A 19,809-nucleotide genomic window follows, 5' to 3' on the forward strand; every position below is an offset into this window, starting at 1 on the left:
TTATCCCTTTGCTTAAAACACTCTACCCACCGAGAATCAAGCCTTTCAACGAACCTATAGAAATCGAACAGATGATCAAACAGCATCCTGCACGTATCGAACTCTGGGCCATTATGCGGCTGGCAGGGCCGCTGATCGCCTCGCAGTTGGCTCACATGCTGATGGTGCTCACCGATACGCTGATGATGGCGCGCTTGAGCCCAGAGGCTCTGGCTGGCGGGAGTCTGGGTGCGGCGAGCTATTCGTTCGTATCGATTTTCTGCATCGGCGTGATTGCTGCCGTGGGTACGCTGGTGTCGATTCGTCAGGGCGCGGGCGATATTGAAGGCGCGACCCGGTTGACGCAGGCCGGGTTGTGGCTGGCCTGGGCCCTGGCCCTGGGTGGCGCAGTGATGCTGTGGAATATCAAACCGCTGCTCTTGTTGTTTGGCCAGACGCCCAGCAACGTCGAAGCCGCGGGCCAGTTCCTGCTGCTGTTGCCGTTCGCCCTGCCCGGCTATATGACCTTTATGGCGTTGCGTGGTTTTACCAGTGCGATGGGCCGGGCGACCCCCGTGATGGTGATCAGCCTGATTGGCACGGTGGCCAACTTCTTGCTCAATTACGCACTGATTACCGGCATGTTCGGCCTGCCAAAACTGGGCTTGATGGGGATCGGTCTGGTCACGGCGATTGTGGCGACCTGCATGGCGCTGGGTTTGGCCTGGCATATCCATCGGCATCCGGCCTACGACGCATATCCAATCAGTAAAGGTCTGTCGCGGATTAATCTGACTTATCTACGCGAGCTGTGGCGCCTCGGCCTGCCGATTGGTGGTACATACGCAGTGGAGGTCGGGCTGTTTGCCTTTGCTGCGTTGTGCATGGGCACCATGGGCAGTACGCAACTGGCGGCGCACCAAATCGCGCTGCAAATCGTATCAGTGGCGTTTATGGTGCCTGCGGGCATGTCGTACGCGATCACCATGCGCATTGGCCAGCATTATGGCGGCGGTGATTTGCAGCGGGCACGACTGGCGGGCCGGGTCGGGATCGGCTGCGGCGCGGTGATCATGCTGGGTTTTTCTGTGGTGTTCTGGTTCTTGCCGAGCCAACTGATCGGCCTGTTCCTGGATTACAACGATCCGGCGTTCCGTCCGGTGTTCGAGTTGGCAGTTAGCCTGTTGGCCGTGGCGGCCTGGTTTGAACTGTTTGATGGTGCGCAGACCATTGCCATGGGCGCCATTCGTGGACTCAAGGACGCCAAGACGACCTTTTTGGTGGGGTTGTTTTGCTACTGGGTGATTGGTGCACCGATGGCCTGGATGCTGGCGTTTACCTTCGGCTGGGGCCCGACCGGTGTGTGGTGGGGTTTGGCGCTGGGCCTGGCCTGTGCGTCGGTGAGCCTCACGCTGGCATTCGAGTGGAAGATGCGGCGCATGCTCAAGCAGGAGCGCAAGGCACAGAAAGTCGCGGGCTTGAGCGCGGTGTAGTATGTAGGGCGTAGCAGCTCCGAAGGAACGAGGCTGCGTTCGGCGGCGTAGCCGTCGCAAAATCAGACACTGCGGTGTGTCAGTTAAATCCAGCTCTCAGGATTTACAGCGACTGCGTCGGGGTGCTGCATCACGCCGAACGCAGCCTCGATCCTTCAGCAGCTGCTACAGGTCTCTGCCTACAAATTTAGAGTGAAACTGGCACCTGCTGCTGAGCCCCAAGCGTCAAAAACGCTACCAGATCTGTCAGCGGCAGCGGTTTGCTGATGAAGTAGCCCTGGACCTGATCGCAGCCAAAATCCCTTAAAAGAGCCAATTGTTCAGGGGTTTCGACACCTTCGGCGACCACTTCCAGTTTGAGGTTGTGGGCCAGGTTGATCATGGCGTGCACTAGTTTTCGGTTCTCTTCGCGGTCTTCCATGCCGCCAACGAAGCTTTTGTCGATCTTGAGCAACGCAATCGGCAGGCTGTTGAGGTGCACAAACGATGAGAACCCCGTACCGAAATCATCCAGCGAAAAGCGCACGCCGAGTCGGCCCAGGGCATCCATCGTCTGCTTGACCAGGTCACTGCGCCGCATCACGGCTGTTTCGGTCAGTTCAAATTCCAGCCATTGTGCTTCAACCCCGCGCTCGATGATCAGACGGCTAAGCGTCGAGAGCAGTTGGCTGTCCTGAAACTGGCGGAACGACAGGTTAACCGCCATATGCAACGGCTCCAGCCCTTGTTCGCGCAGCGCCTGCATATCCCGCAGGGCCCGGGAAATGACCCAGTAGCCCAGCGGCACGATCAGCCCGCTCTGCTCGGCCAGAGGTACGAACTCGCTGGGCGCGAGCAAGCCGCGCTCGCTGTGACGCCAGCGCACCAGCGCTTCCAGCCCGACAATCTGGCCGGTGCCCAGATCCAGGCGCGGCTGGTAATGCAGTTCCAGCTCGTCACGGCGCAGGGCTCGGCGCAGCTCGCTTTCAAGGTCGGCCAGGCTGCGGGCATTACGGTTGATGCGTTCATTGAACACATGAAAAGTGCAGCCTTGGGTGCTTTTGGCTTGCTGCATGGCGATGTGTGCGTGCCACATCAATGGATCTGCCCCGGCATTGGCGCGGGCATGGGCGATGCCCAGGCTGCAGCCGATCAGCAGGCTTTCGCCGTCAATCCAGTAAGGCTCGGCCATTACCTCGGTGATGCGTTCGGCCATCCATTCGGCCCGCTCGGGGGCACGATGGGTGTTGATCAACAGGGCGAACTCATCGCTTCCCAGCCGCGCCAGTTGGTCGCCGGCTTCGAGCTGGCTCTTGAGCCGTGCTACCACTTGCAGGATCAGCCGGTCGCCAGCCTGATGCCCCAGCGCATCGTTGGCGTGACGAAAGTTGTCCAGGTCCAGATGGCCCAGGGCAATGCCGCGCCCGTCACTTTCGGCCAATCGCACGGCCAGCAGGGTTTGAAAACCCTGGCGGTTGGCGATACCGGTCAAAGGATCTTCTTCGGCCAGGCGCTGCAACGTGTGCTCCAGCAGGCCACGTTCGCGCACATGACGCAGGCAGCGGCGCAGAACATCAGGTGTCAGGCTGGTGCTTACAAGCCAGTCACTGACAGCCTGGGGCATCGTCGCAGGCTCGGCATCAAGCAGCAAAATCGTGGACAAGCTGCAGCGACCCGCTGAAGGCTGCAAGGCCGGGGTGGTCAGGAGTAGCGCATTGCGATCATTCTCGAACAGATGGCTGACAGACTCCCAGTTCGGCGCGCAAATCATGATGGCTGCGCTGCCCATAGGTGCCAGGCACTCGCGCAACAATGCTGCCCAAGATGGTTCTTCGGCCAGTAGCAGAAAACGCAAGGGTTCGACAGGCGTAAACAAGCTTGCTCCCTAGACTCTGCAAAAAATCGGGCGATGGAATTATGACGTGTCAGTAACCAATGGTAATGGCATTGGTTATCAAATACGTGCTGCGGTATTTATGGTAATAGCCGAACGCTAGCCGTTAATACTCTTTGCATCCTGCGCGAAAGTAACAAAAGCGGCAAATTTAGATGATGTGGCATGTCACACCGTCGCACAGAGGCAGCAATATCTGCTCAGCCTGTTAAAATGCCCGCCCTTTTTACACTCGACCCCTGATCTCGTTATGTCCCGACTCAATCCCCGGCAGCAAGAAGCCGTGAGCTACGTCGGCGGCCCTCTATTGGTGCTCGCCGGCGCAGGTTCCGGCAAAACCAGCGTGATTACCCGCAAAATCGCGCACCTGATCCAGAACTGTGGCATCCGTGCCCAGTACATCGTCGCCATGACCTTCACCAACAAAGCCGCCCGCGAGATGAAAGAGCGTGTCGGCACCCTGCTCAAGAAGGGTGAAGGCCGAGGCTTGACGGTGTGCACGTTCCACAATCTGGGGCTGAACATCATCCGCAAGGAGCATGCGCGGCTGGGCTACAAGCCGGGGTTTTCGATCTTTGACGAGGCAGACGTCAAAGCGCTGATGACCGACATCATGCAAAAGGAATACTCGGGCGACGACGGGGTCGACGAGATAAAGAACATGATCGGCTCGTGGAAAAACGACCTGATCCTGCCCCCCCAGGCGCTGGAAAACGCGCGCAGCCCTAAAGAACAGACGGCGGCCATTGTCTACACCGCCTATCAGCGCACGCTCAAGGCCTACAACGCAGTGGACTTTGACGACCTGATCCTGCTGCCGGTGAAGTTGTTCGAAGAGCACGCCGACATTCTTGAAAAATGGCAGAACAAGGTTCGCTATTTGCTGGTGGATGAATACCAGGACACCAACGCCAGCCAGTATTTGCTGGTGAAGTACCTGATCGGCAAGCGTAACCAGTTCACCGTGGTGGGCGACGACGACCAATCGATCTATGCCTGGCGTGGCGCGCGCCCGGAAAACCTGATGCTGCTCAAGGACGATTACCCGTCCTTGAAAGTGGTGATGCTGGAGCAGAACTATCGCTCCACCAGCCGTATTCTGCGCTGCGCCAACGTACTGATCTCCAACAATCCCCACGAGTTCGAAAAGCAACTGTGGAGCGAGATGGGCCACGGCGATGAAGTCCGGGTGATTCGCTGTCGCAACGAAGACGCCGAAGCCGAACGCGTTGCCGTCGAAATTCTCACCCTGCACCTGCGTACTGACCGGCCGTACAGCGACTTTGCGATTTTGTATCGCGGTAACTATCAGGCCAAGCTGATTGAGTTGAAGCTGCAACACCATCAGATTCCGTATCGTTTGTCGGGCGGCAATAGCTTCTTCGGACGTCAGGAAGTGAAAGACCTGATGGCTTACTTCCGCCTGATCGTGAACCCGGATGACGACAACGCTTTCTTGCGGGTGATCAACGTCCCGCGTCGTGAGATCGGGTCGACCACGCTGGAAAAGCTCGGTAACTACGCGACTGAACGCAAAATCTCGATGTATGCCGCCACCGACGAAATCGGTCTGGGTGAGCATCTTGACGCCCGTTTTACCGACCGTCTGGCGCGTTTCAAGCGTTTTATGGACCGTGTGCGTCAACAATGCTCGGGTGAAGACCCGATTTCTGCGCTGCGCAGCATGATCATGGACATCGACTACGAGAACTGGCTGCGCACCAACAGCTCCAGCGAAAAGGCGGCGGACTATCGCATGTCCAACGTCTGGTTCTTGGTCGAGGCGTTGAAAAACACCCTCGAGAAAGACGAAGACGGTGGCATGACCATTGAGGAAGCTATCGGCAAGCTGGTACTGCGCGACATGCTTGAGCGCCAGCAGGAAGAGGAAGACGGTGCCGAAGGCGTGCAGATGATGACGTTGCACGCCTCAAAGGGGCTGGAATTTCCTTACGTGTTCATCATGGGCATGGAAGAGGAAATCCTCCCGCACCGCTCCAGCATTGAAGCGGACACCATTGAAGAAGAGCGGCGTCTGGCCTACGTGGGTATTACCCGTGCCCGTGAGACGCTGGCATTTACCTTTGCCGCCAAGCGCAAGCAGTACGGCGAGATCATCGATTGTGCGCCGAGTCGCTTCCTCGATGAGTTGCCGCCGGACGATCTGGCCTGGGAAGGCAACGACGATACCCCCACCGAAGTGAAGGCGGTTCGCGGAAATACGGCATTAGCCGATATACGCGCGATGCTAAAACGCTAGAATTGACTATTTTTTACTCTACCTTCAGCGCATAAGCGCTATTTGAGGACGTTACGTTGGAAGCACTGCACAAGAAAATTCGCGAAGAAGGCATCGTGCTTTCCGATCAGGTTTTGAAGGTCGACGCCTTTTTGAACCATCAGATCGACCCTCAGCTGATGAAAGAAATCGGCGACGAGTTCGCGCGTTTGTTCAAGGATTCGGGCATCACCAAGATCGTCACCATCGAAGCGTCGGGCATTGCTCCTGCCGTGATGACTGGCTTGAACTTGGGTGTACCTGTGATTTTCGCGCGCAAGCACCAGTCTCTGACTTTGACTGAAAACCTGCTGTCGGCCACCGTGTACTCGTTCACCAAGCAGACCGAAAGCACCGTTGCCATTTCCCCGCGTCACCTGCAAAGCAGTGACCGCGTACTGGTGATCGACGACTTCCTGGCCAACGGCAAAGCGTCGCAGGCACTGATTTCGATCATCAAGCAGGCTGGCGCTACCGTGGCAGGCCTGGGCATCGTGATCGAGAAGTCGTTCCAGGGCGGCCGTGCCGAGCTGGACGCACAGGGTTATCGCGTTGAATCATTGGCCCGAGTGCAATCCCTGGCTGGCGGTAAAGTGACCTTTATCGAGTAAACCTGCCGACGGCTGATGCACACCTGTAGCAGCTGCCGCAGGAACGAGGCTGCGTTCGACGACGCAGTCGTCGTAAAACCGGGTACCACGGTGTATCAGGTAAATCCGGGGTTCAGGATTTACGATTGCTTCGCAACCGAACGCAGCCTCGTTCCTACGGCAGCTGCTACAAAACCTTGGTTGCTTGCAACCCTGCCAGCAGCAAGCGCTGATACAGCTCTTCGCGCAGTCCGTCTGGCTGGGCCAGTTGCATGCGCGCCAAGTGCTCGGGGAATGCCTGCGGCGAGGGTGCGTCCAGTGTGGCTTTGCCCAGCTGGTAGATTTGCGTGAGCTTGAATTTGCTCTTGAGCCAATTCAGCGCTCGCAGCAGGTCTTGCTCCTGCGCGCTGAAATCGCTGCCCAGCGGGTATTCCGGGAACAAGTGCGAGTGCCGTGCGGCTATTCCCTGCAAGCGTTCCGGGCTGTTATCGGCAAAACGTGGATCAAGGCAAAAGTCCTTGGGCAGTTTGCCGATTTGTTGCGCCTGCGCGATCAGTTCGGTCTGGAAGCGCGAGTCGGTGATATTGAGCAGCGCTTCGATGACCTTTCGATCGGTTTTACCGCGCAAGTCGGCGATGCCGTATTCGGTGACCACAATATCGCGCAGATGCCGCGGGATGGTGCAGTGACCGTATTCCCAGACAATGTTGGAACTCACATCACCGCCCGATTCACGCCAGCTGCGCAGGATGATCACCGAGCGAGCGTCATGCAGCGCGTGGGCCTGGGCGACAAAATTGTATTGCCCGCCGACTCCGCTGAGCACCCGGCCGTCTTCCAGTTGGTCGGCCACCGCAGCGCCGAGCAAGGTGGCGGTGAAGGCGCTGTTCACAAAGCGGGCATCGCGTCGCTGCAGGCGTTTCAAGTCTTCCTGGCCATATAACTCGTTGATGTAGCTGATGGCGGTCATGTTGAATTCGCAGCGCTTGCTGTGGGGCAGTTCCCGTAGTCGCTGGTAAAAGTCGCGGGGGCCGAGGATAAAGCCGCCGTGGATGCTCACCCCGTCGCTTTGCAGGTTTTCGTCGAGGGTCCCTGCATTGGCCCGGGTTTGCCGTTCCACATCAGGGTAGACCTTGCGCCGTACAATCCCCGCATCGGCCAGTACCATCAGCCCGTGGACAAACATTTCGCTGCAACCATACAAGCCGCGGACGAACGGTTCGACGCCGCCCTGCTGTTCAATCAGGGTGCGCCAGGGCGTGATATCGATCTCGTCGAGCAGGCTGCGATAGCCTTCATTATCGTCCTGACGTGCGAGCAAAGCGGCGCTCAGGGCGTCGCCCATCGAGCCAATGCCAATTTGTAAGGTGCCCCCGTCGCGTATCAGGGTGCTGGCGTGCAAGCCGATAAAGTGATCTTGCAGGGTAACCGGCATATTGGGGGTAGAAAACAGCGTTGTGCGCTCATCTTCGTCGATCAGGAGGTCAAAGTCCTCCACGCCAAGCTCCGAATCACCCGGCATATAGGGCAAGTCACTGTGCACATGACCCACTATCAAGATGGTCTCGCCAGCGTCTCGGCGCTTGGCAATCATGGGCAATAAGTCGAGGGTAATGTCCGGATTGCAGCTCAGGCTCAGGTGTCCTGGCTCTTGTGGATGACGGGCAATGATCTGCGCCACCAGGTTCAGGCCGCAGGCATTGATATCGCGGGCTGCGTGGCTGTAATTGCTGCTGACGTAATCCTGCTGGGCCGCAGGGCTGTTGAGCAGGCTGCCCGGCTGCATAAAGAACTGCTCGACGTGGATGTTTTCGGGCATGCGGTTGTGATGCAGATCGGCGAGGTAATCCAGCTCAATGTAATCGCCAAAAACCTGTTCGATAAAAGGCTCAAGAAACAACCGCTGCAAACCATCTCCGAGCGGCGGGCGGCCGAGGCTCAGGGCGGTGTAGATCGTCAGCTGGCGCTCGGGTAGTTGCCTGATGCGCTGATACAACGCGTTGACGAACCGGTTGGCCTTGCCCAGACCCAACGGCAGGCCAAGGTGAATATGCATCGGTAGACGCGCCAGCACATCATCGACTGCACGCTCGATCGAACAGGACTGCACCATCTGACCCTCCAAAACCATCCGTGTATAGAGATGTGACAGAGAGTGGCCGGTCTTGGTTGCAAAGAGCAAGGGCGCGCAACGGGTCTGTTCAAATCGCAGGCACAAAAAAGCCGCCCATCAGCGGCTTTTTCAGAGAGGATCGGCTTATTTCAAACCGGACATCTTCTCGATTGCACCTTTGAGCTCGTCATCGGTACAGGTCATGCACGTGCCTTTTGGCGGCATGGCGTTGATACCGGTGATGGCCTTGGCCAGGATGCCATCAAGGCCGCCCTGGTGATCGGCGCGCTCTTTCCAGGCTGCGGTGTCACCGATTTTCGGTGCGCCTAACAGACCGGTGCCGTGGCATGCGTTGCAGTGCTTGGCAATGATGTCGTCCGGTGTCATGCCACCGCCGCCGCCCACAGAGGCTGCTACGTCCATCCCTTTGCATTCCTGGCCTTGAACACAGACTTTGCCGACTGGCTCAAGACGTTTAGCGATGTCATCGTTCGTTGCTGCCTGAGCGTTGACAGCCCATAGGGCCAATACTGCTGCTGGTACGGCCAGCATTTTCATAATTAGGTTCACGCGTTCACCCTCAATGGTGGCTATTCACGCCCACAACCACGGTTTCGCGGGCGGCGAAAGTATAACGGTTAGCCCGCCTCTCTGAAACAACCCTAAAGACAAAGGGGGAATAGAGCCGGCGAAATGCATCAATGGGGGCCTCTGCAAACAAGCAGGGCGCCTCTGTTCTTAGAAGTTCGCCGGTGTGGCTGCGCTGATTAGTCGCGCCGCAACGTCGAACGGATTACGGAAACGGTGTGGCTTTGAGCTTTCGAAATAATAGCTGTCGCCTGCTTCGAGCACGAAGGTCTCAAGGCCTACGGTTAACTCTAGGCGACCTTCTACTAAAATCCCGGTTTCTTCACCTTCATGGGTCAACATTTCGTCCCCGGTATCGGCACCCGGTGGGTAAATCTCGTTGAGAAATGCAATGGCCCGGCTCGGATGTGCCTTGCCGACCAGTTTCATGGTCACGGCGCCATCGGAAATGTCGATCAGCTCATTGGCTTTGTAGACAATTTGAGTCGGGTTTTCTTGAAGGATTTCTTCGGAAAAAAATTCGACCATGGAGATGGGAATGCCACTCAGCACTTTTCTCAGGGAGCTTATTGAAGGGCTCACGCTGTTCTTTTCGATCATCGAAATGGTGCTGTTGGTGACGCCCGCACGCTTGGCGAGTTCACGTTGTGACAGGCCTTTCAGTTTGCGGATGGATTGCAGTCGTTCACCGACGTCCAATGCGGGAGCCTCCTAGGGGTCAGATTCAGGTCGAGAAGCCGCCATCATGGCGATAGCGTTCAGTATTTACAACACTTCGACTTCAAACCTGCGTGCCCGGTTGGCCCCGCACTTTGGATACAACCGATCAGCTCCCGGAATAGAGGCGTGGCGCTCGTTTCAGGTTGCAGAAAATCTGGTAAGGAATGGTGTCAGCCTTGGCCGCCACTTCACTGGCGAGGATGTTTTTGCCCCACAGCTCCACCGTCGAGCCCAGGCCTGCTTGTGGCACATCGGTGAGGTCGATGCACAGCATGTCCATCGAGACCCGACCCAGCAATTGGCTGCGTACACCGGCCACCAGGACGGGAGTGCCGGTCGGGGCCTGGCGCGGGTAGCCGTCGGCGTACCCCATGGCCACCACGCCAATACGCATGGGTTTCGGGGTGATGAATTTTGCGCCATAGCCCACTGGCTCGCCGGCAGGCAATTCACGCACGCAGATTACTTTTGACTCCAGGGTCATCACCGGCTGCAGGCGTGATGCAGTGGCCTGGGGCTCTTCAAATGGCGAGGCGCCGTACAGCATCAGACCCGGTCGTACCCAGTCACTTGGCACGCGTGGCCAGCCGAGCACAGCCGGCGAGTTGCGCAAGCTGATTTCAGCCGTCAAGTCGGCGCGGGCTCCCAGGAACACAGCGACTTGCTCTACGCTGCGGGTGCAATCCAGCTCATCGGCGCGGGCAAAGTGGCTCATCAGCACGATTTTGGCCACGTTGGCGCTGGCTTGCAGGCGCTGGTAAGCGGCTTTGTAGTCGCCCGGGTGCAGGCCGACGCGGTGCATGCCGCTGTCCAGTTTTAGCCATACCTGGATCGGCCTGGCGAGCTTGGCCTGCTCGATTGCGTCGAGTTGCCACAGCGAATGCACCACACACCAGAAGTCGTGTTCGACAATCAGCGGCAGTTCATCAGCTTCAAAAAAACCTTCGAGCAGCAGGATGGGCGCGCGAATACCTCCAGCGCGCAGCTCCAGTGCTTCTTCAATACAGGCGACGGCAAAACCATCGGCGTCAGCCTCAAGGGCCTGGGCACAGCGCACGGCTCCGTGGCCGTAGGCATCGGCCTTGATCACAGCGAGGGCTTTGGCCCCCGTGACTTCACGGGCCAGTTGGTAGTTGTGACGCAGGGCTTGGAGGTCGATCAGGGCACGGGCTGGGCGCATGGCGGCGGGCTTCTAACGGCAATTGAATAAAAAAACGGTGCAAACCCGCAGCGTAAACTGCGTGCTGCACCGCAAGAGGGACTGTTATGTGATCAAAAAGCCTACGCCAGTGCAGCCACGACAGACAGTTCGACCAGAATTTCAGGTTCGCACAGCTTGGCCTCAACGGTAGCGCGGGCCGGTGCGACGCCTTTAGGCAGCCACTGATCCCATACGCTGTTCATGCCGGCAAAGTCGGCATCGATGTCTTTGAGGTAGATGGTGACCGACAGGATGCGGCTTTTGTCGGTGCCCGCCAGGTCCAGCAAGTGCTCGATGTTGGCCAGTGTTTCGCGGGTTTGTTGCTCTACCCCGGCGTTCATGTCGTCACCGACTTGCCCGGACAGGTAAACAGTACCGTTATGGGCAACGATCTGGCTCATGCGTTCATTGGTGAGCTGGCGCTGGATTGCCATGTTTTGCATTCTCCTGGTGGTTGCCGTAGCGGGAAATATCAAGGCCTTCGGCGCTGATTTGTGGGGTCTTTTTGGCCATCACATCCGCCAGGAAACGACCGGAACCGCAGGCCATGGTCCAACCGAGCGTGCCATGACCGGTGTTCAGGAACAGGTTTTTGAATGGGGTCGCGCCCACAATCGGCGTGCCGTCCGGTGTGGTCGGGCGCAGGCCGGTCCAGAAACTGGCCTGGCTCAGATCACCGCCCTGAGGATAAAGGTCGTTGACGATCATCTCCAGGGTTTCGCGTCGACGCGGGTTCAGCGACAGGTCAAAACCGGCGATTTCAGCCATGCCACCAACGCGGATGCGGTTATCGAAACGGGTGATCGCAACCTTGTAGGTCTCGTCGAGAATAGTCGAAGTCGGGGCCATGTCCGAATTGGTAATCGGGATGGTCAACGAGTAGCCTTTGAGCGGATAAACCGGAGCCTTGATGCCCAGCGGCTTGAGCAACTGCGGCGAGTAGCTGCCCAGTGCCAGTACATAGCGATCGGCAGTTTCGAGCTTGCCGTCGATCATCACGCCATTAATACGGTCGCCTGCGTAGTCCAGACGCTGGATATCCTGGCCGAAGCGGAACTCCACACCCAGGTTCTTGGCCATTTCGGCCAAGCGAGTGGTAAACATCTGACAGTCGCCAGTTTGATCATTTGGCAGGCGCAGGGCCCCGGCCAAAATGTCGGTAACATTGGCCAGTGCTGGTTCGACGCGGGCAATGCCAGCGCGGTCGAGTAGTTCGTAAGGCACGCCGGACTCTTTGAGTACGGCGATGTCTTTGGCAGCACCATCCAGTTGTGCTTGGGTACGGAACAGTTGAGTAGTACCCAGGTTGCGGGCCTCGTAGGCGATGCCGGTTTCGGCGCGCAATTCGTCGAGGCAGTCACGGCTGTACTCGGACAGACGAACCATGCGCTCCTTGTTCACGGCATAGCGGCTGGCGGTGCAGTTGCGCAGCATCTGCGCCATCCACAGGTATTGGTCAATACTGGTGGTAGCCTTGATTGCCAGAGGGGCATGGCGCTCCAGCAACCATTTGATTGCCTTGAGCGGCACACCCGGCGCGGCCCACGGCGAAGCGTAGCCTGGGGACACCTGGCCGGCGTTGGCAAAACTGGTTTCCATTGCAACGGCTGGCTGACGGTCTACGACGACCACATCGAAACCGGCTCGGGCCAGATAATAGGCGCTGGCAGTACCAATAACGCCGCCACCCAATACCATAACTCGCATATTTATATCCCTCATCGCGGCCAGCCGCAGACGTTTATTGTTCAAAGCGAAGATGAGCGCAGTATATGAATCATTGAGTAGTGGAATTCACTGTATAAGCAGCTATATTTGGCGACAATTCTCGGCCAAAACGCTTTTCACGGAGGAGAATCTCCTATGCGTACAAATCATCAAACAAAGCGTGAGTTGGACAAGATTGATCGCAATATTTTGCGCATCCTCCAGGTCGATGGCCGCATCTCGTTTACCGAGCTGGGAGAGAAGGTCGGGCTGTCGACTACGCCCTGCACCGAGCGGGTGCGCAGGCTGGAGCGCGAAGGAATCATCATGGGCTACAACGCCCGGCTCAACCCGCAGCATTTGCAGGGCAGCCTGCTGGTATTTGTTGAAATCAGTCTGGACTACAAGTCTGGCGACACCTTCGATGAGTTCCGGCGTGCGGTGTTGAAGTTGCCCCACGTGCTGGAGTGCCATTTGGTGTCGGGAGACTTTGACTATCTGGTGAAAGCACGGATCAGCGAGATGGCTTCATACCGCAAGCTGCTGGGCGACATCCTGCTCAAACTGCCCCATGTGCGTGAGTCCAAGAGCTATATCGTGATGGAAGAAGTGAAAGAGAGCTTGAATTTGCCGATTGCGGATTAACTCAACCCCACAGTCAAACCAGCACCTGGCGTGTACTGGCGATGTATTCATGCACCAGTTTCTCGGCGCTGGGGTGAATCATCTCCACCGGGCGGCGGCCATTGGGGCATGGCAGGGTCGGCGTAGTGCCGAACAGACGACAGATTAACGGACGTTCTTCATACACCGTGCAGCCATTGGGCCCCAGATGCACACAGTTCAGCTCGTCCATCGCGGCTTCCTGCTCGGCGGCAGTCTTGCGTGGCAGCCGGGCCATTTCTTCGGATGAGGTGGTCACAGGCCCGCAGCAGTCATGGCAACCCGGCACGCATTCAAACGAGGGGATTTGTTGCCGCAGAAAGCGGATCTTGTGACTGTTGCAGCTCATCCAGGATTTACCGATTTTCAAAAGGCCATAGAGTTTGCCCTAAAACCCCTACTCTAGACAGCGCCGCCCGGCTGTTCTTGCCCCGCGGGAATGGCTCGGCTTATGCTCCGTCAAATTTTCCACACATCAATAATCAGGATTACCCCCATGAGCGCCCCGGTTCAGCGCAGCCAGCACACCGCCTCTTATTACGCCGCCAGCAGCTTGCCGCAGCCCGATCATCCGGTGCTGCAAGGCGAGTTGGTGGCTGACGTGTGCGTGGTGGGCGGTGGCTTCTCCGGGTTGAACACGGCGCTGGAGTTGGCCGAACGCGGCATGAGTGTGGTCTTGCTCGAGGCTCACAAGATTGGCTGGGGTGCCAGTGGGCGCAATGGCGGCCAGTTGATACGCGGGGTCGGTCATGGCCTTGAGCAATTTGAAGGGGTTATCGGCAAGGACGGCGTGCGGCAAATGAAACTGATGGGGCTGGAGGCGGTGGAAATCGTTCGCCAGCGCGTGGAGCGTTTCAATATCGCCTGTGATCTGACATGGGGCTATTGCGACCTGGCCAACAAACCCCGCGACCTTGAAGGTTTTGCCGAGGAGGCCCAGGAGCTGCGCAATCTGGGCTACCGCCACGAAACCCGCCTGCTGCAAGCCAATGAGGTGCACAGCGTGGTGGGCTCGGATCGCTATGTTGGCGGCTTCATCGATATGGGGTCGGGGCATTTGCACCCGCTAAACCTTGCGTTGGGCGAAGCGGCGGCGGCTGCGCAACTGGGTGTAAAGCTGTATGAACACTCTGCCGTGACCCGTATCGATTACGGCCCCGAAGTGCGGGTACACACGGCGCAGGGCTCGGTGCGAGCCAAAAGTTTGGTGTTGGGTTGTAACGCTTATCTGAAGGATCTCAATCCGCAACTAAGTGGAAAAGTGCTGCCTGCAGGCAGTTACATCATCGCCACCGAGCCGTTGAGCGAAGCCGAGGCTCACGCTTTGCTGCCGCAAAACATGGCGGTGTGCGATCAGCGCGTGGCGTTGGATTACTACAGGTTGTCGGCGGACCGTCGCTTGTTGTTTGGTGGGGCCTGTCATTATTCGGGGCGTGACCCGCAGGACATTGCAGCGTACATGCGTCCAAAAATGCTTGAAGTGTTCCCGCACCTGAAAGACGTAAAAATCGACTATCAGTGGGGCGGCATGATTGGCATCGGTGCCAACCGCTTGCCGCAGATCGGTCGTCTGCCAGACCAGCCCAATGTGTATTACGCGCAGGCGTACTCAGGGCACGGGGTTAACGCGACGCACCTGGCGGGCAAGTTGCTGGCCGAGGCCATCAGTGGTCAGCACAGTGACGGTTTTGACCTGTTCGCCAAAGTCCCGCACATCACCTTCCCCGGCGGCAAATACCTGCGTTCACCGTTGCTGGCACTGGGGATGCTGTGGCATCGGTTGAAAGAGCTGGGTTGACAGTCAGAAGCAAAACTCCATGTTGCGCTGCAAGTCATTGCGTAGCAGCTGCCGAAGGAACGAGGCTGCGTCCGGCAGCTGCTACGGTTCCACCTCAGCATTCACGGCCGCCAAAACGGTTTGCAGCCTTCACGTTGGGCCATTTCGGGGCTCAGGCCTACGTCACGCAGTTGTTGCTCGTCCAGGGTGAGGAGGACGCGGCGGCTGCGTGCGCGGTGCCAGAACAGGCCCCAGCGTCCAAGCCCGGGCGGGGTGCTTGTGACTTGACGAGCTTCATGCTCGGCCACTAATTGTTGGCTGTGCAGCGTCAGACGGACATCGCTCAAACCATTCATCAGACAGCTCCTTTTGACTCGATTGCTATGAGTCAGCATGATGGCCTTGCGCTCAAAACCATGACAGATTCAACAAAGTTGTTTTACGTGCATACAGATACGGCGTTTTAAACGCTGAATCCTTGGTTTTTCCTCAATCTGTACTGGTTTACTCTGCGGGAGCCCTGCCATGACCCTTTACGTCAATCTTGCCGAGCTGCTCGGTACGCGCATCGAGCAGGGCTTTTATCGCCCTGGCGACCGCTTGCCTTCGGTGCGGGCGCTGAGCGCCGAGCATGGCGTGAGCCTGAGCACGGTGCAGCAGGCGTATCGGTTGCTGGAGGACAACGGGCTGGCTTCGCCGCGCCCGAAGTCCGGGTACTTTGTGCCGATAGAGCGTGAGTTGCCTGCCCTGCCTGGCATGGGTAAACCGGCTCAGCGCCCGGTGGAAATCTCGCAATGGGAGCAGGTGCTGGAACTGGTGCGCTCGGTGCCGCAAAAGGACGTGATCCAGTTGGGGCGCGGCATGCCCGATGTCACCACGCCAACCATCAAGCCGCTATTGCGCAGCTTGGCGCAGATTAGCCGGCGTCTGGATTTGCCTGGTCTGTATTACGACAACGTCTACGGGGTGCTGGGCCTGCGCGAGCAGTTGGCGCGTCTGTTGCTCGACTCTGGCTGCCAACTGGGTGCTGAAGATCTGGTCATTACTACCGGCTGCCATGAAGCACTGTCGTGCAGTATTCGCGCGGTGTGTGAGCCGGGTGACATTGTGGCGGTCGACTCGCCGAGCTTTCATGGTGCTATGCAAACCCTCAAGGGGCTGGGCATGAAGGCGCTGGAGATTCCCACCGATCCGCTGACAGGCATTAGCCTCGAAGCGTTGGAACTGGCACTGGAGCAGTGGCCGATCAAGGCGATCCAGATCACGCCCAGCTGCAACAATCCGCTGGGCTACATCATGCCCGAGGCCCGCAAACGGGCATTGGTGACCCTGGCCCAGCGTTTTGATGTGGCGATTATCGAAGACGATGTGTATGGCGAATTGGCCTACACCTACCCTCGCCCACGTACGATCAAATCTTTCGACGATGATGGCCGGGTCCTGCTGTGCAGTTCATTTTCCAAAACCTTGGCCCCTGGTTTACGCGTCGGTTGGGTTGCACCGGGGCGATATCTGGAGCGGGTGCTGCACATGAAATACATCAGCACCGGTTCTACGGCGCCACAGCCGCAGCTGGCGATTGCCGACTTTTTGAAAAACGGTCATTTCGAGCCGCATCTGCGCAAAATGCGTAGCCAATATCAGCGCAATCGTGACCTGATGCTGGGCTGGATCAGTCGTTACTTTCCACCCGGAACCCGCGCCAGTCGGCCCCAGGGCAGCTTTATGCTGTGGCTTGAGCTACCGGATGGGTTTGATAGCCTGCGCCTCAATCGAGTGTTGCTGGAGCAGGGGGTACAGATTGCGGTGGGCAGTATTTTTTCGGCATCGGGCAAGTACCGCAACTGCTTGCGCATGAACTACGCTGCAAAGCCAACGCCACAGCTCGAAGACGCGGTGCGCAAGGTCGGGATGGCGGTCAGCAAACTGTTGGCAGAAACCGTTTAATTACCTTTGTGACGTCTGGCTCGAGGCTCTAAGCGTTGAAATCACTCTGTGCATTGTTTTTGACTGTGTTGCTGGGAGGCTGTGCCACGTTGGACGTACCCCGTGAACCGACGCAGGCGTTACCTGCTGCAGACTCGGCCTTTGGCCGTTCGATTCAGGCCCAGGCTGCGCCATATCAGGGCCGCTCGGGGTTTCGCCTGCTACCCAACAGCGGTGAAGCGTTCAGGGCCCGGGCCGAGCTGATTCGTAATGCTCAAAGCAGCCTCGATCTGCAGTACTACATCGTCCACGACGGGTTGAGCACCCGCATGTTGATTGATGAACTGATCAAGGCGGCAGATCGCGGCGTGCGCGTGCGGATCCTGCTCGATGACACCGCCAGTGATGGCCTGGACGATGTTCTGGCGACCCTCGCGGCCCATCCCAATATTCAAATCAGGCTGTTCAACCCGCTGCAACTGGGGCGTGGAACCGGCGTGACGCGGGCGATGGGGCGACTGTTCAACCTCTCGCGCCAGCACCGGCGCATGCACAACAAACTTTGGCTGGCCGATAACAGCGTGGCGATTGTGGGTGGGCGCAATTTGGGCGATGAGTATTTCGATGCCAAACCGGAGCTGAATTTCACCGATATTGACCTGCTTAGCGTCGGTCCGGTGGCCGAGCAGTTGGGCCACAGCTTCGACCAGTACTGGAACAGCGCCCTGAGCCAGCCGATTGGTGATTTTGCCTCGTCCAACCTGTCTGTGCATGAGTTGGGCAAAGCCCGCAAAAAACTCGAGGCGTCGCTCAAGCGCGCGCAACAACGCAACCCCGCGCTGTTCCAGGAGCTGGCATCGTATGAAACCAACCCGCAGCTGGACGTTTGGCGCAAAGAGCTGATCTGGGCCTGGAATCAGGCGTTGTGGGATGCCCCAAGCAAGGTGCTGGCCCGGGATGAGCCCGACTCGCATTTGCTGCTGACCACGCAATTGGCGCCGGTACTGGCGGGAGTGAGTCAGGAACTGATCCTGATTTCAGCCTACTTTGTGCCGGGTAACACCGGGTTGGTGTACCTGACGGGGCGTGCCGATGCCGGGGTTGATGTACGTTTATTGACCAATTCGCTGGAAGCGACAGACGTGCCCGTTGTGCACGGCGGTTATGCGCCATATCGCAAAGCGTTGCTGGAGCATGGCGTAAAACTCTATGAGCTGCGCCGTCAGCCGGGCAGCAGCGGTGGCAGTGGTCCCCACTTGTTCAAGCACGGGATGAGTTCGGATTCGAGCCTGCACAGCAAGGCGATGATTTTTGATCAGCAGAAATCGTTTATCGGCTCGTTCAATTTCGATCCGCGTTCGGGCTTGTGGAATACCGAGGTCGGGGTGCTGGTGGACAGCCCGGAGCTGGCCGCCGAAGCCCGAAAGCTGGCCCTGCAGGGCATGGCCCCGGCCTTGAGTTATGAGCCGAAACTGGAGCAGGGCCAGATTGTCTGGGTGACTGAAGACAATGGCCAGTTGCACACACTGCATCGGGAGCCGGGCAATTGGTGGCGCCGGCTCAACGCTTGGTTCAGCAAGCGTGTGGGGTTGGAGAGGATGTTGTAGCTACTGTGCGGCAGCCTGTTCCGCCCCGAATGCCCCTTGGCGCAATACCAGAATCACCAGCACCAGTGCACCTGCGGTCATAAACAGCGGCAAGGCATGCCCGCTGATCCACTGGCTGCCCGCACCTGCAGCCAATGGCCCGATCAGGCAGCCGATGCCCCACAGTTGCGCGACGTGGGCGTTGGCCCGTACCAGGGCGTCGTCGCGGTAGCGTTCGCCGATCAATATCAGCGACAAGGTGAACAGACCCCCGGCGCTGGCGCCGAAGATCACCCACAGCGGCCAGATCAGCAGGGTATTGAGCAGAAACGGCACCGCCAGGCTCGACAGCATCAACAGCACTGCGCAGCCGGTAAACAGTGAACGGCGGGACAGGCGGTCGGCTAGCGCGCCGATCGGCAGTTGCAGCAGGGCATCGCCCACCACCACGGTGCTGACCATCGCCAGCGCAATGTCAGCGGTAAAGCCCTGACGCAGGCAGTAGATGGGCAGCAGTGTCAGAATCATCGCCTCAAAGGCTGCAAACAGCGCCACGGCCCAGGCAATGGCTGGCAACCCCCGACAGAATCCCAACAGATCAATGAAGGTCACGCTGCACGATTCAGTGGTGGGTGCGCCATCGCGGCCCATCAGCAGCAAAGGTGCAAGGATCAGTAAGGCCACGCCGATCCAAAACCCGTAATCGCCCTCAGAACCGACTGCGCCCAAGAGCAGTGGCCCGGACAGTTGGCTCAAGGCATATGCAGAGCCATACAGCGCCACCAGGCGGCCACGCCATTGCTCGACCACCAGTTGGTTGATCCAGCTTTCACCGAGAATAAAGATGATCGTCAGCACCACGCCGATCACCAGGCGCAGCACCAGCCACACCGGGTAGCTGGGCAGTAGCGCCAACAAGCCGATAGAGAGCGCGCCACACCACAAGCACAGGCGCATCAGGCTGGGCGTGCCAAAGCGGGCAGCCAGTTTGCTGGCAACGCTGGCGCCGAGCAGCACGCCAATCGCCGGCATGGCTGCCATGACGCCAATCGCGAATGAGCCATAGCCCCAGCTTTCGAGGCGAAACGACACCAGCGGCATGCTCACGCCCAGTGCCAGGCCGACACTGAGGACCGAGGCCAGCACGGCGAAATAAGTCGCCCAACGCATGTCTGTGCTCCTGTGGATAACTAAAAATATAGGGTTAAAGCAATTGTGGGAGCGAGCCTGCTCGCGATGAAGGCACTGCAGTCTGTGAAGTCAGACCTCAGTGCAGCCATCGCGGGCAAGCCCGCTCCCACAGGGTGTTGCGTTT

17 protein-coding genes are annotated in these 19,809 nt (G+C 58.4%); 7 read left to right on the forward strand and 10 right to left on the reverse strand.

The genetic code is table 11. The features are described 5' to 3' along the window. The first annotated feature begins 71 nt into the window (after positions 1-71). Positions 72-1,472 (forward strand): NorM family multidrug efflux MATE transporter, encoded by a 1,401-nt coding sequence (locus U5A05_RS00940; protein WP_261742527.1) that lies wholly within the window; start codon positions 72-74, stop codon positions 1,470-1,472. Between the two features lie 187 nt (positions 1,473-1,659). On the opposite strand, the gene U5A05_RS00945 is transcribed toward U5A05_RS00940, so the two are convergent. After that, positions 1,660-3,327: a putative bifunctional diguanylate cyclase/phosphodiesterase gene (locus tag U5A05_RS00945; RefSeq protein WP_321835259.1), complete on the reverse strand. Its 1,668-nt coding sequence runs from the start codon at positions 3,325-3,327 to the stop codon at positions 1,660-1,662. Between the two features lie 268 nt (positions 3,328-3,595). On the opposite strand from U5A05_RS00945, the gene rep reads away from it, so the two are divergent. Continuing rightward, positions 3,596-5,605 carry a DNA helicase Rep gene (gene rep, locus U5A05_RS00950; RefSeq protein WP_261740438.1) on the forward strand — a complete coding sequence of 670 codons (2,010 nt, stop codon included), beginning with the start codon at positions 3,596-3,598 and terminating at the stop codon, positions 5,603-5,605. 56 nt (positions 5,606-5,661) lie between these two features. Next, positions 5,662-6,234 (forward strand): xanthine phosphoribosyltransferase, encoded by a 573-nt coding sequence (locus U5A05_RS00955; RefSeq protein ID WP_133075045.1) that lies wholly within the window; start codon positions 5,662-5,664, stop codon positions 6,232-6,234. Positions 6,235-6,400: 166 nt separating this feature from the next. Here U5A05_RS00955 and U5A05_RS00960 read toward each other — a convergent pair whose 3' ends face one another. The 6 genes from U5A05_RS00960 to dadA form a co-directional block, all read right to left on the reverse strand. Next, complete coding sequence (locus tag U5A05_RS00960) at positions 6,401-8,326, reverse strand: acetyl-CoA hydrolase/transferase C-terminal domain-containing protein (protein WP_321835264.1); 1,926 nt, start codon at positions 8,324-8,326, stop codon at positions 6,401-6,403. A gap of 144 nt (positions 8,327-8,470) precedes the next feature. After that, positions 8,471-8,884: a c-type cytochrome gene (locus U5A05_RS00965; protein ID WP_261742528.1), complete on the reverse strand. Its 414-nt coding sequence runs from the start codon at positions 8,882-8,884 to the stop codon at positions 8,471-8,473. Positions 8,885-9,064: 180 nt separating this feature from the next. Further along, positions 9,065-9,613, reverse strand: coding sequence for a cupin domain-containing protein (locus U5A05_RS00970; protein WP_261740440.1), 549 nt, complete (start codon positions 9,611-9,613; stop codon positions 9,065-9,067). Between the two features lie 127 nt (positions 9,614-9,740). Continuing rightward, positions 9,741-10,814: an alanine racemase gene (gene alr / locus U5A05_RS00975; RefSeq protein ID WP_321835266.1), complete on the reverse strand. Its 1,074-nt coding sequence runs from the start codon at positions 10,812-10,814 to the stop codon at positions 9,741-9,743. 101 nt (positions 10,815-10,915) lie between these two features. Then, positions 10,916-11,269, reverse strand: coding sequence for a RidA family protein (locus U5A05_RS00980; RefSeq protein WP_261740442.1), 354 nt, complete (start codon positions 11,267-11,269; stop codon positions 10,916-10,918). Continuing rightward, entirely contained in the window at positions 11,241-12,542 is a 1,302-nt protein-coding gene (gene dadA, locus U5A05_RS00985) for a D-amino acid dehydrogenase (protein ID WP_321835267.1), read from the reverse strand. Before dadA ends, U5A05_RS00980 begins: the two co-directional genes overlap by 29 nt. A 156-nt stretch (positions 12,543-12,698) precedes the next feature. Between dadA and U5A05_RS00990 the strand changes: the two genes are divergently transcribed. Continuing rightward, complete coding sequence (locus U5A05_RS00990) at positions 12,699-13,187, forward strand: Lrp/AsnC ligand binding domain-containing protein (protein ID WP_016782681.1); 489 nt, start codon at positions 12,699-12,701, stop codon at positions 13,185-13,187. A 13-nt stretch (positions 13,188-13,200) separates the two neighbouring features. Here the strand turns inward: U5A05_RS00990 and U5A05_RS00995 are convergent, their stop codons facing one another. Beyond that, on the reverse strand, positions 13,201-13,554 hold the full coding sequence (locus U5A05_RS00995) for a YkgJ family cysteine cluster protein (protein WP_003437837.1): 354 nt from the start codon (positions 13,552-13,554) through the stop codon (positions 13,201-13,203). Positions 13,555-13,701: 147 nt separating this feature from the next. On the opposite strand from U5A05_RS00995, the gene U5A05_RS01000 reads away from it, so the two are divergent. Beyond that, positions 13,702-15,003 carry an NAD(P)/FAD-dependent oxidoreductase gene (locus U5A05_RS01000; RefSeq protein WP_261740445.1) on the forward strand — a complete coding sequence of 434 codons (1,302 nt, stop codon included), beginning with the start codon at positions 13,702-13,704 and terminating at the stop codon, positions 15,001-15,003. A 101-nt stretch (positions 15,004-15,104) separates the two neighbouring features. Here U5A05_RS01000 and U5A05_RS01005 read toward each other — a convergent pair whose 3' ends face one another. Next, positions 15,105-15,338: a DUF1127 domain-containing protein gene (locus tag U5A05_RS01005; RefSeq protein WP_321835270.1), complete on the reverse strand. Its 234-nt coding sequence runs from the start codon at positions 15,336-15,338 to the stop codon at positions 15,105-15,107. A gap of 169 nt (positions 15,339-15,507) precedes the next feature. Here U5A05_RS01005 and U5A05_RS01010 point away from each other — a divergent pair, with 169 nt between their 5' ends. Both U5A05_RS01010 and U5A05_RS01015 read left to right on the forward strand, forming a co-directional pair. Then, complete coding sequence (locus U5A05_RS01010) at positions 15,508-16,929, forward strand: aminotransferase-like domain-containing protein (protein WP_321835272.1); 1,422 nt, start codon at positions 15,508-15,510, stop codon at positions 16,927-16,929. Between the two features lie 35 nt (positions 16,930-16,964). Then, positions 16,965-18,515 (forward strand): phospholipase D family protein, encoded by a 1,551-nt coding sequence (locus tag U5A05_RS01015; protein WP_321835273.1) that lies wholly within the window; start codon positions 16,965-16,967, stop codon positions 18,513-18,515. On the opposite strand, the gene U5A05_RS01020 is transcribed toward U5A05_RS01015, so the two are convergent. Continuing rightward, complete coding sequence (locus U5A05_RS01020; RefSeq protein WP_321835274.1) at positions 18,516-19,664, reverse strand: MFS transporter; 1,149 nt, start codon at positions 19,662-19,664, stop codon at positions 18,516-18,518. Between the last annotated feature and the right edge of the window lie 145 nt (positions 19,665-19,809).

This window comes from Pseudomonas kulmbachensis (genome assembly GCF_963681935.1).
Classification (GTDB): domain Bacteria; phylum Pseudomonadota; class Gammaproteobacteria; order Pseudomonadales; family Pseudomonadaceae; genus Aquipseudomonas; species Aquipseudomonas kulmbachensis.

Coding starts and splice junctions, on each gene's coding strand:
- U5A05_RS00965 (WP_261742528.1), bottom strand. CDS start 8,884: ATGAAAATGCTGGCCGTACCAGCAGCAGTATTGGCCCTATGGGCTGTC.
- U5A05_RS00995 (WP_003437837.1), bottom strand. CDS start 13,554: ATGAGCTGCAACAGTCACAAGATCCGCTTTCTGCGGCAACAAATCCCC.
- alr (WP_321835266.1), bottom strand. CDS start 10,814: ATGCGCCCAGCCCGTGCCCTGATCGACCTCCAAGCCCTGCGTCACAAC.
- U5A05_RS00980 (WP_261740442.1), bottom strand. CDS start 11,269: ATGGCAATCCAGCGCCAGCTCACCAATGAACGCATGAGCCAGATCGTT.
- U5A05_RS00990 (WP_016782681.1), top strand. CDS start 12,699: ATGCGTACAAATCATCAAACAAAGCGTGAGTTGGACAAGATTGATCGC.
- U5A05_RS00960 (WP_321835264.1), bottom strand. CDS start 8,326: ATGGTGCAGTCCTGTTCGATCGAGCGTGCAGTCGATGATGTGCTGGCG.
- rep (WP_261740438.1), top strand. CDS start 3,596: ATGTCCCGACTCAATCCCCGGCAGCAAGAAGCCGTGAGCTACGTCGGC.
- U5A05_RS00940 (WP_261742527.1), top strand. CDS start 72: ATGATCAAACAGCATCCTGCACGTATCGAACTCTGGGCCATTATGCGG.
- dadA (WP_321835267.1), bottom strand. CDS start 12,542: ATGCGAGTTATGGTATTGGGTGGCGGCGTTATTGGTACTGCCAGCGCC.
- U5A05_RS01000 (WP_261740445.1), top strand. CDS start 13,702: ATGAGCGCCCCGGTTCAGCGCAGCCAGCACACCGCCTCTTATTACGCC.
- U5A05_RS01010 (WP_321835272.1), top strand. CDS start 15,508: ATGACCCTTTACGTCAATCTTGCCGAGCTGCTCGGTACGCGCATCGAG.
- U5A05_RS01005 (WP_321835270.1), bottom strand. CDS start 15,338: ATGAATGGTTTGAGCGATGTCCGTCTGACGCTGCACAGCCAACAATTA.
- U5A05_RS01020 (WP_321835274.1), bottom strand. CDS start 19,664: ATGCGTTGGGCGACTTATTTCGCCGTGCTGGCCTCGGTCCTCAGTGTC.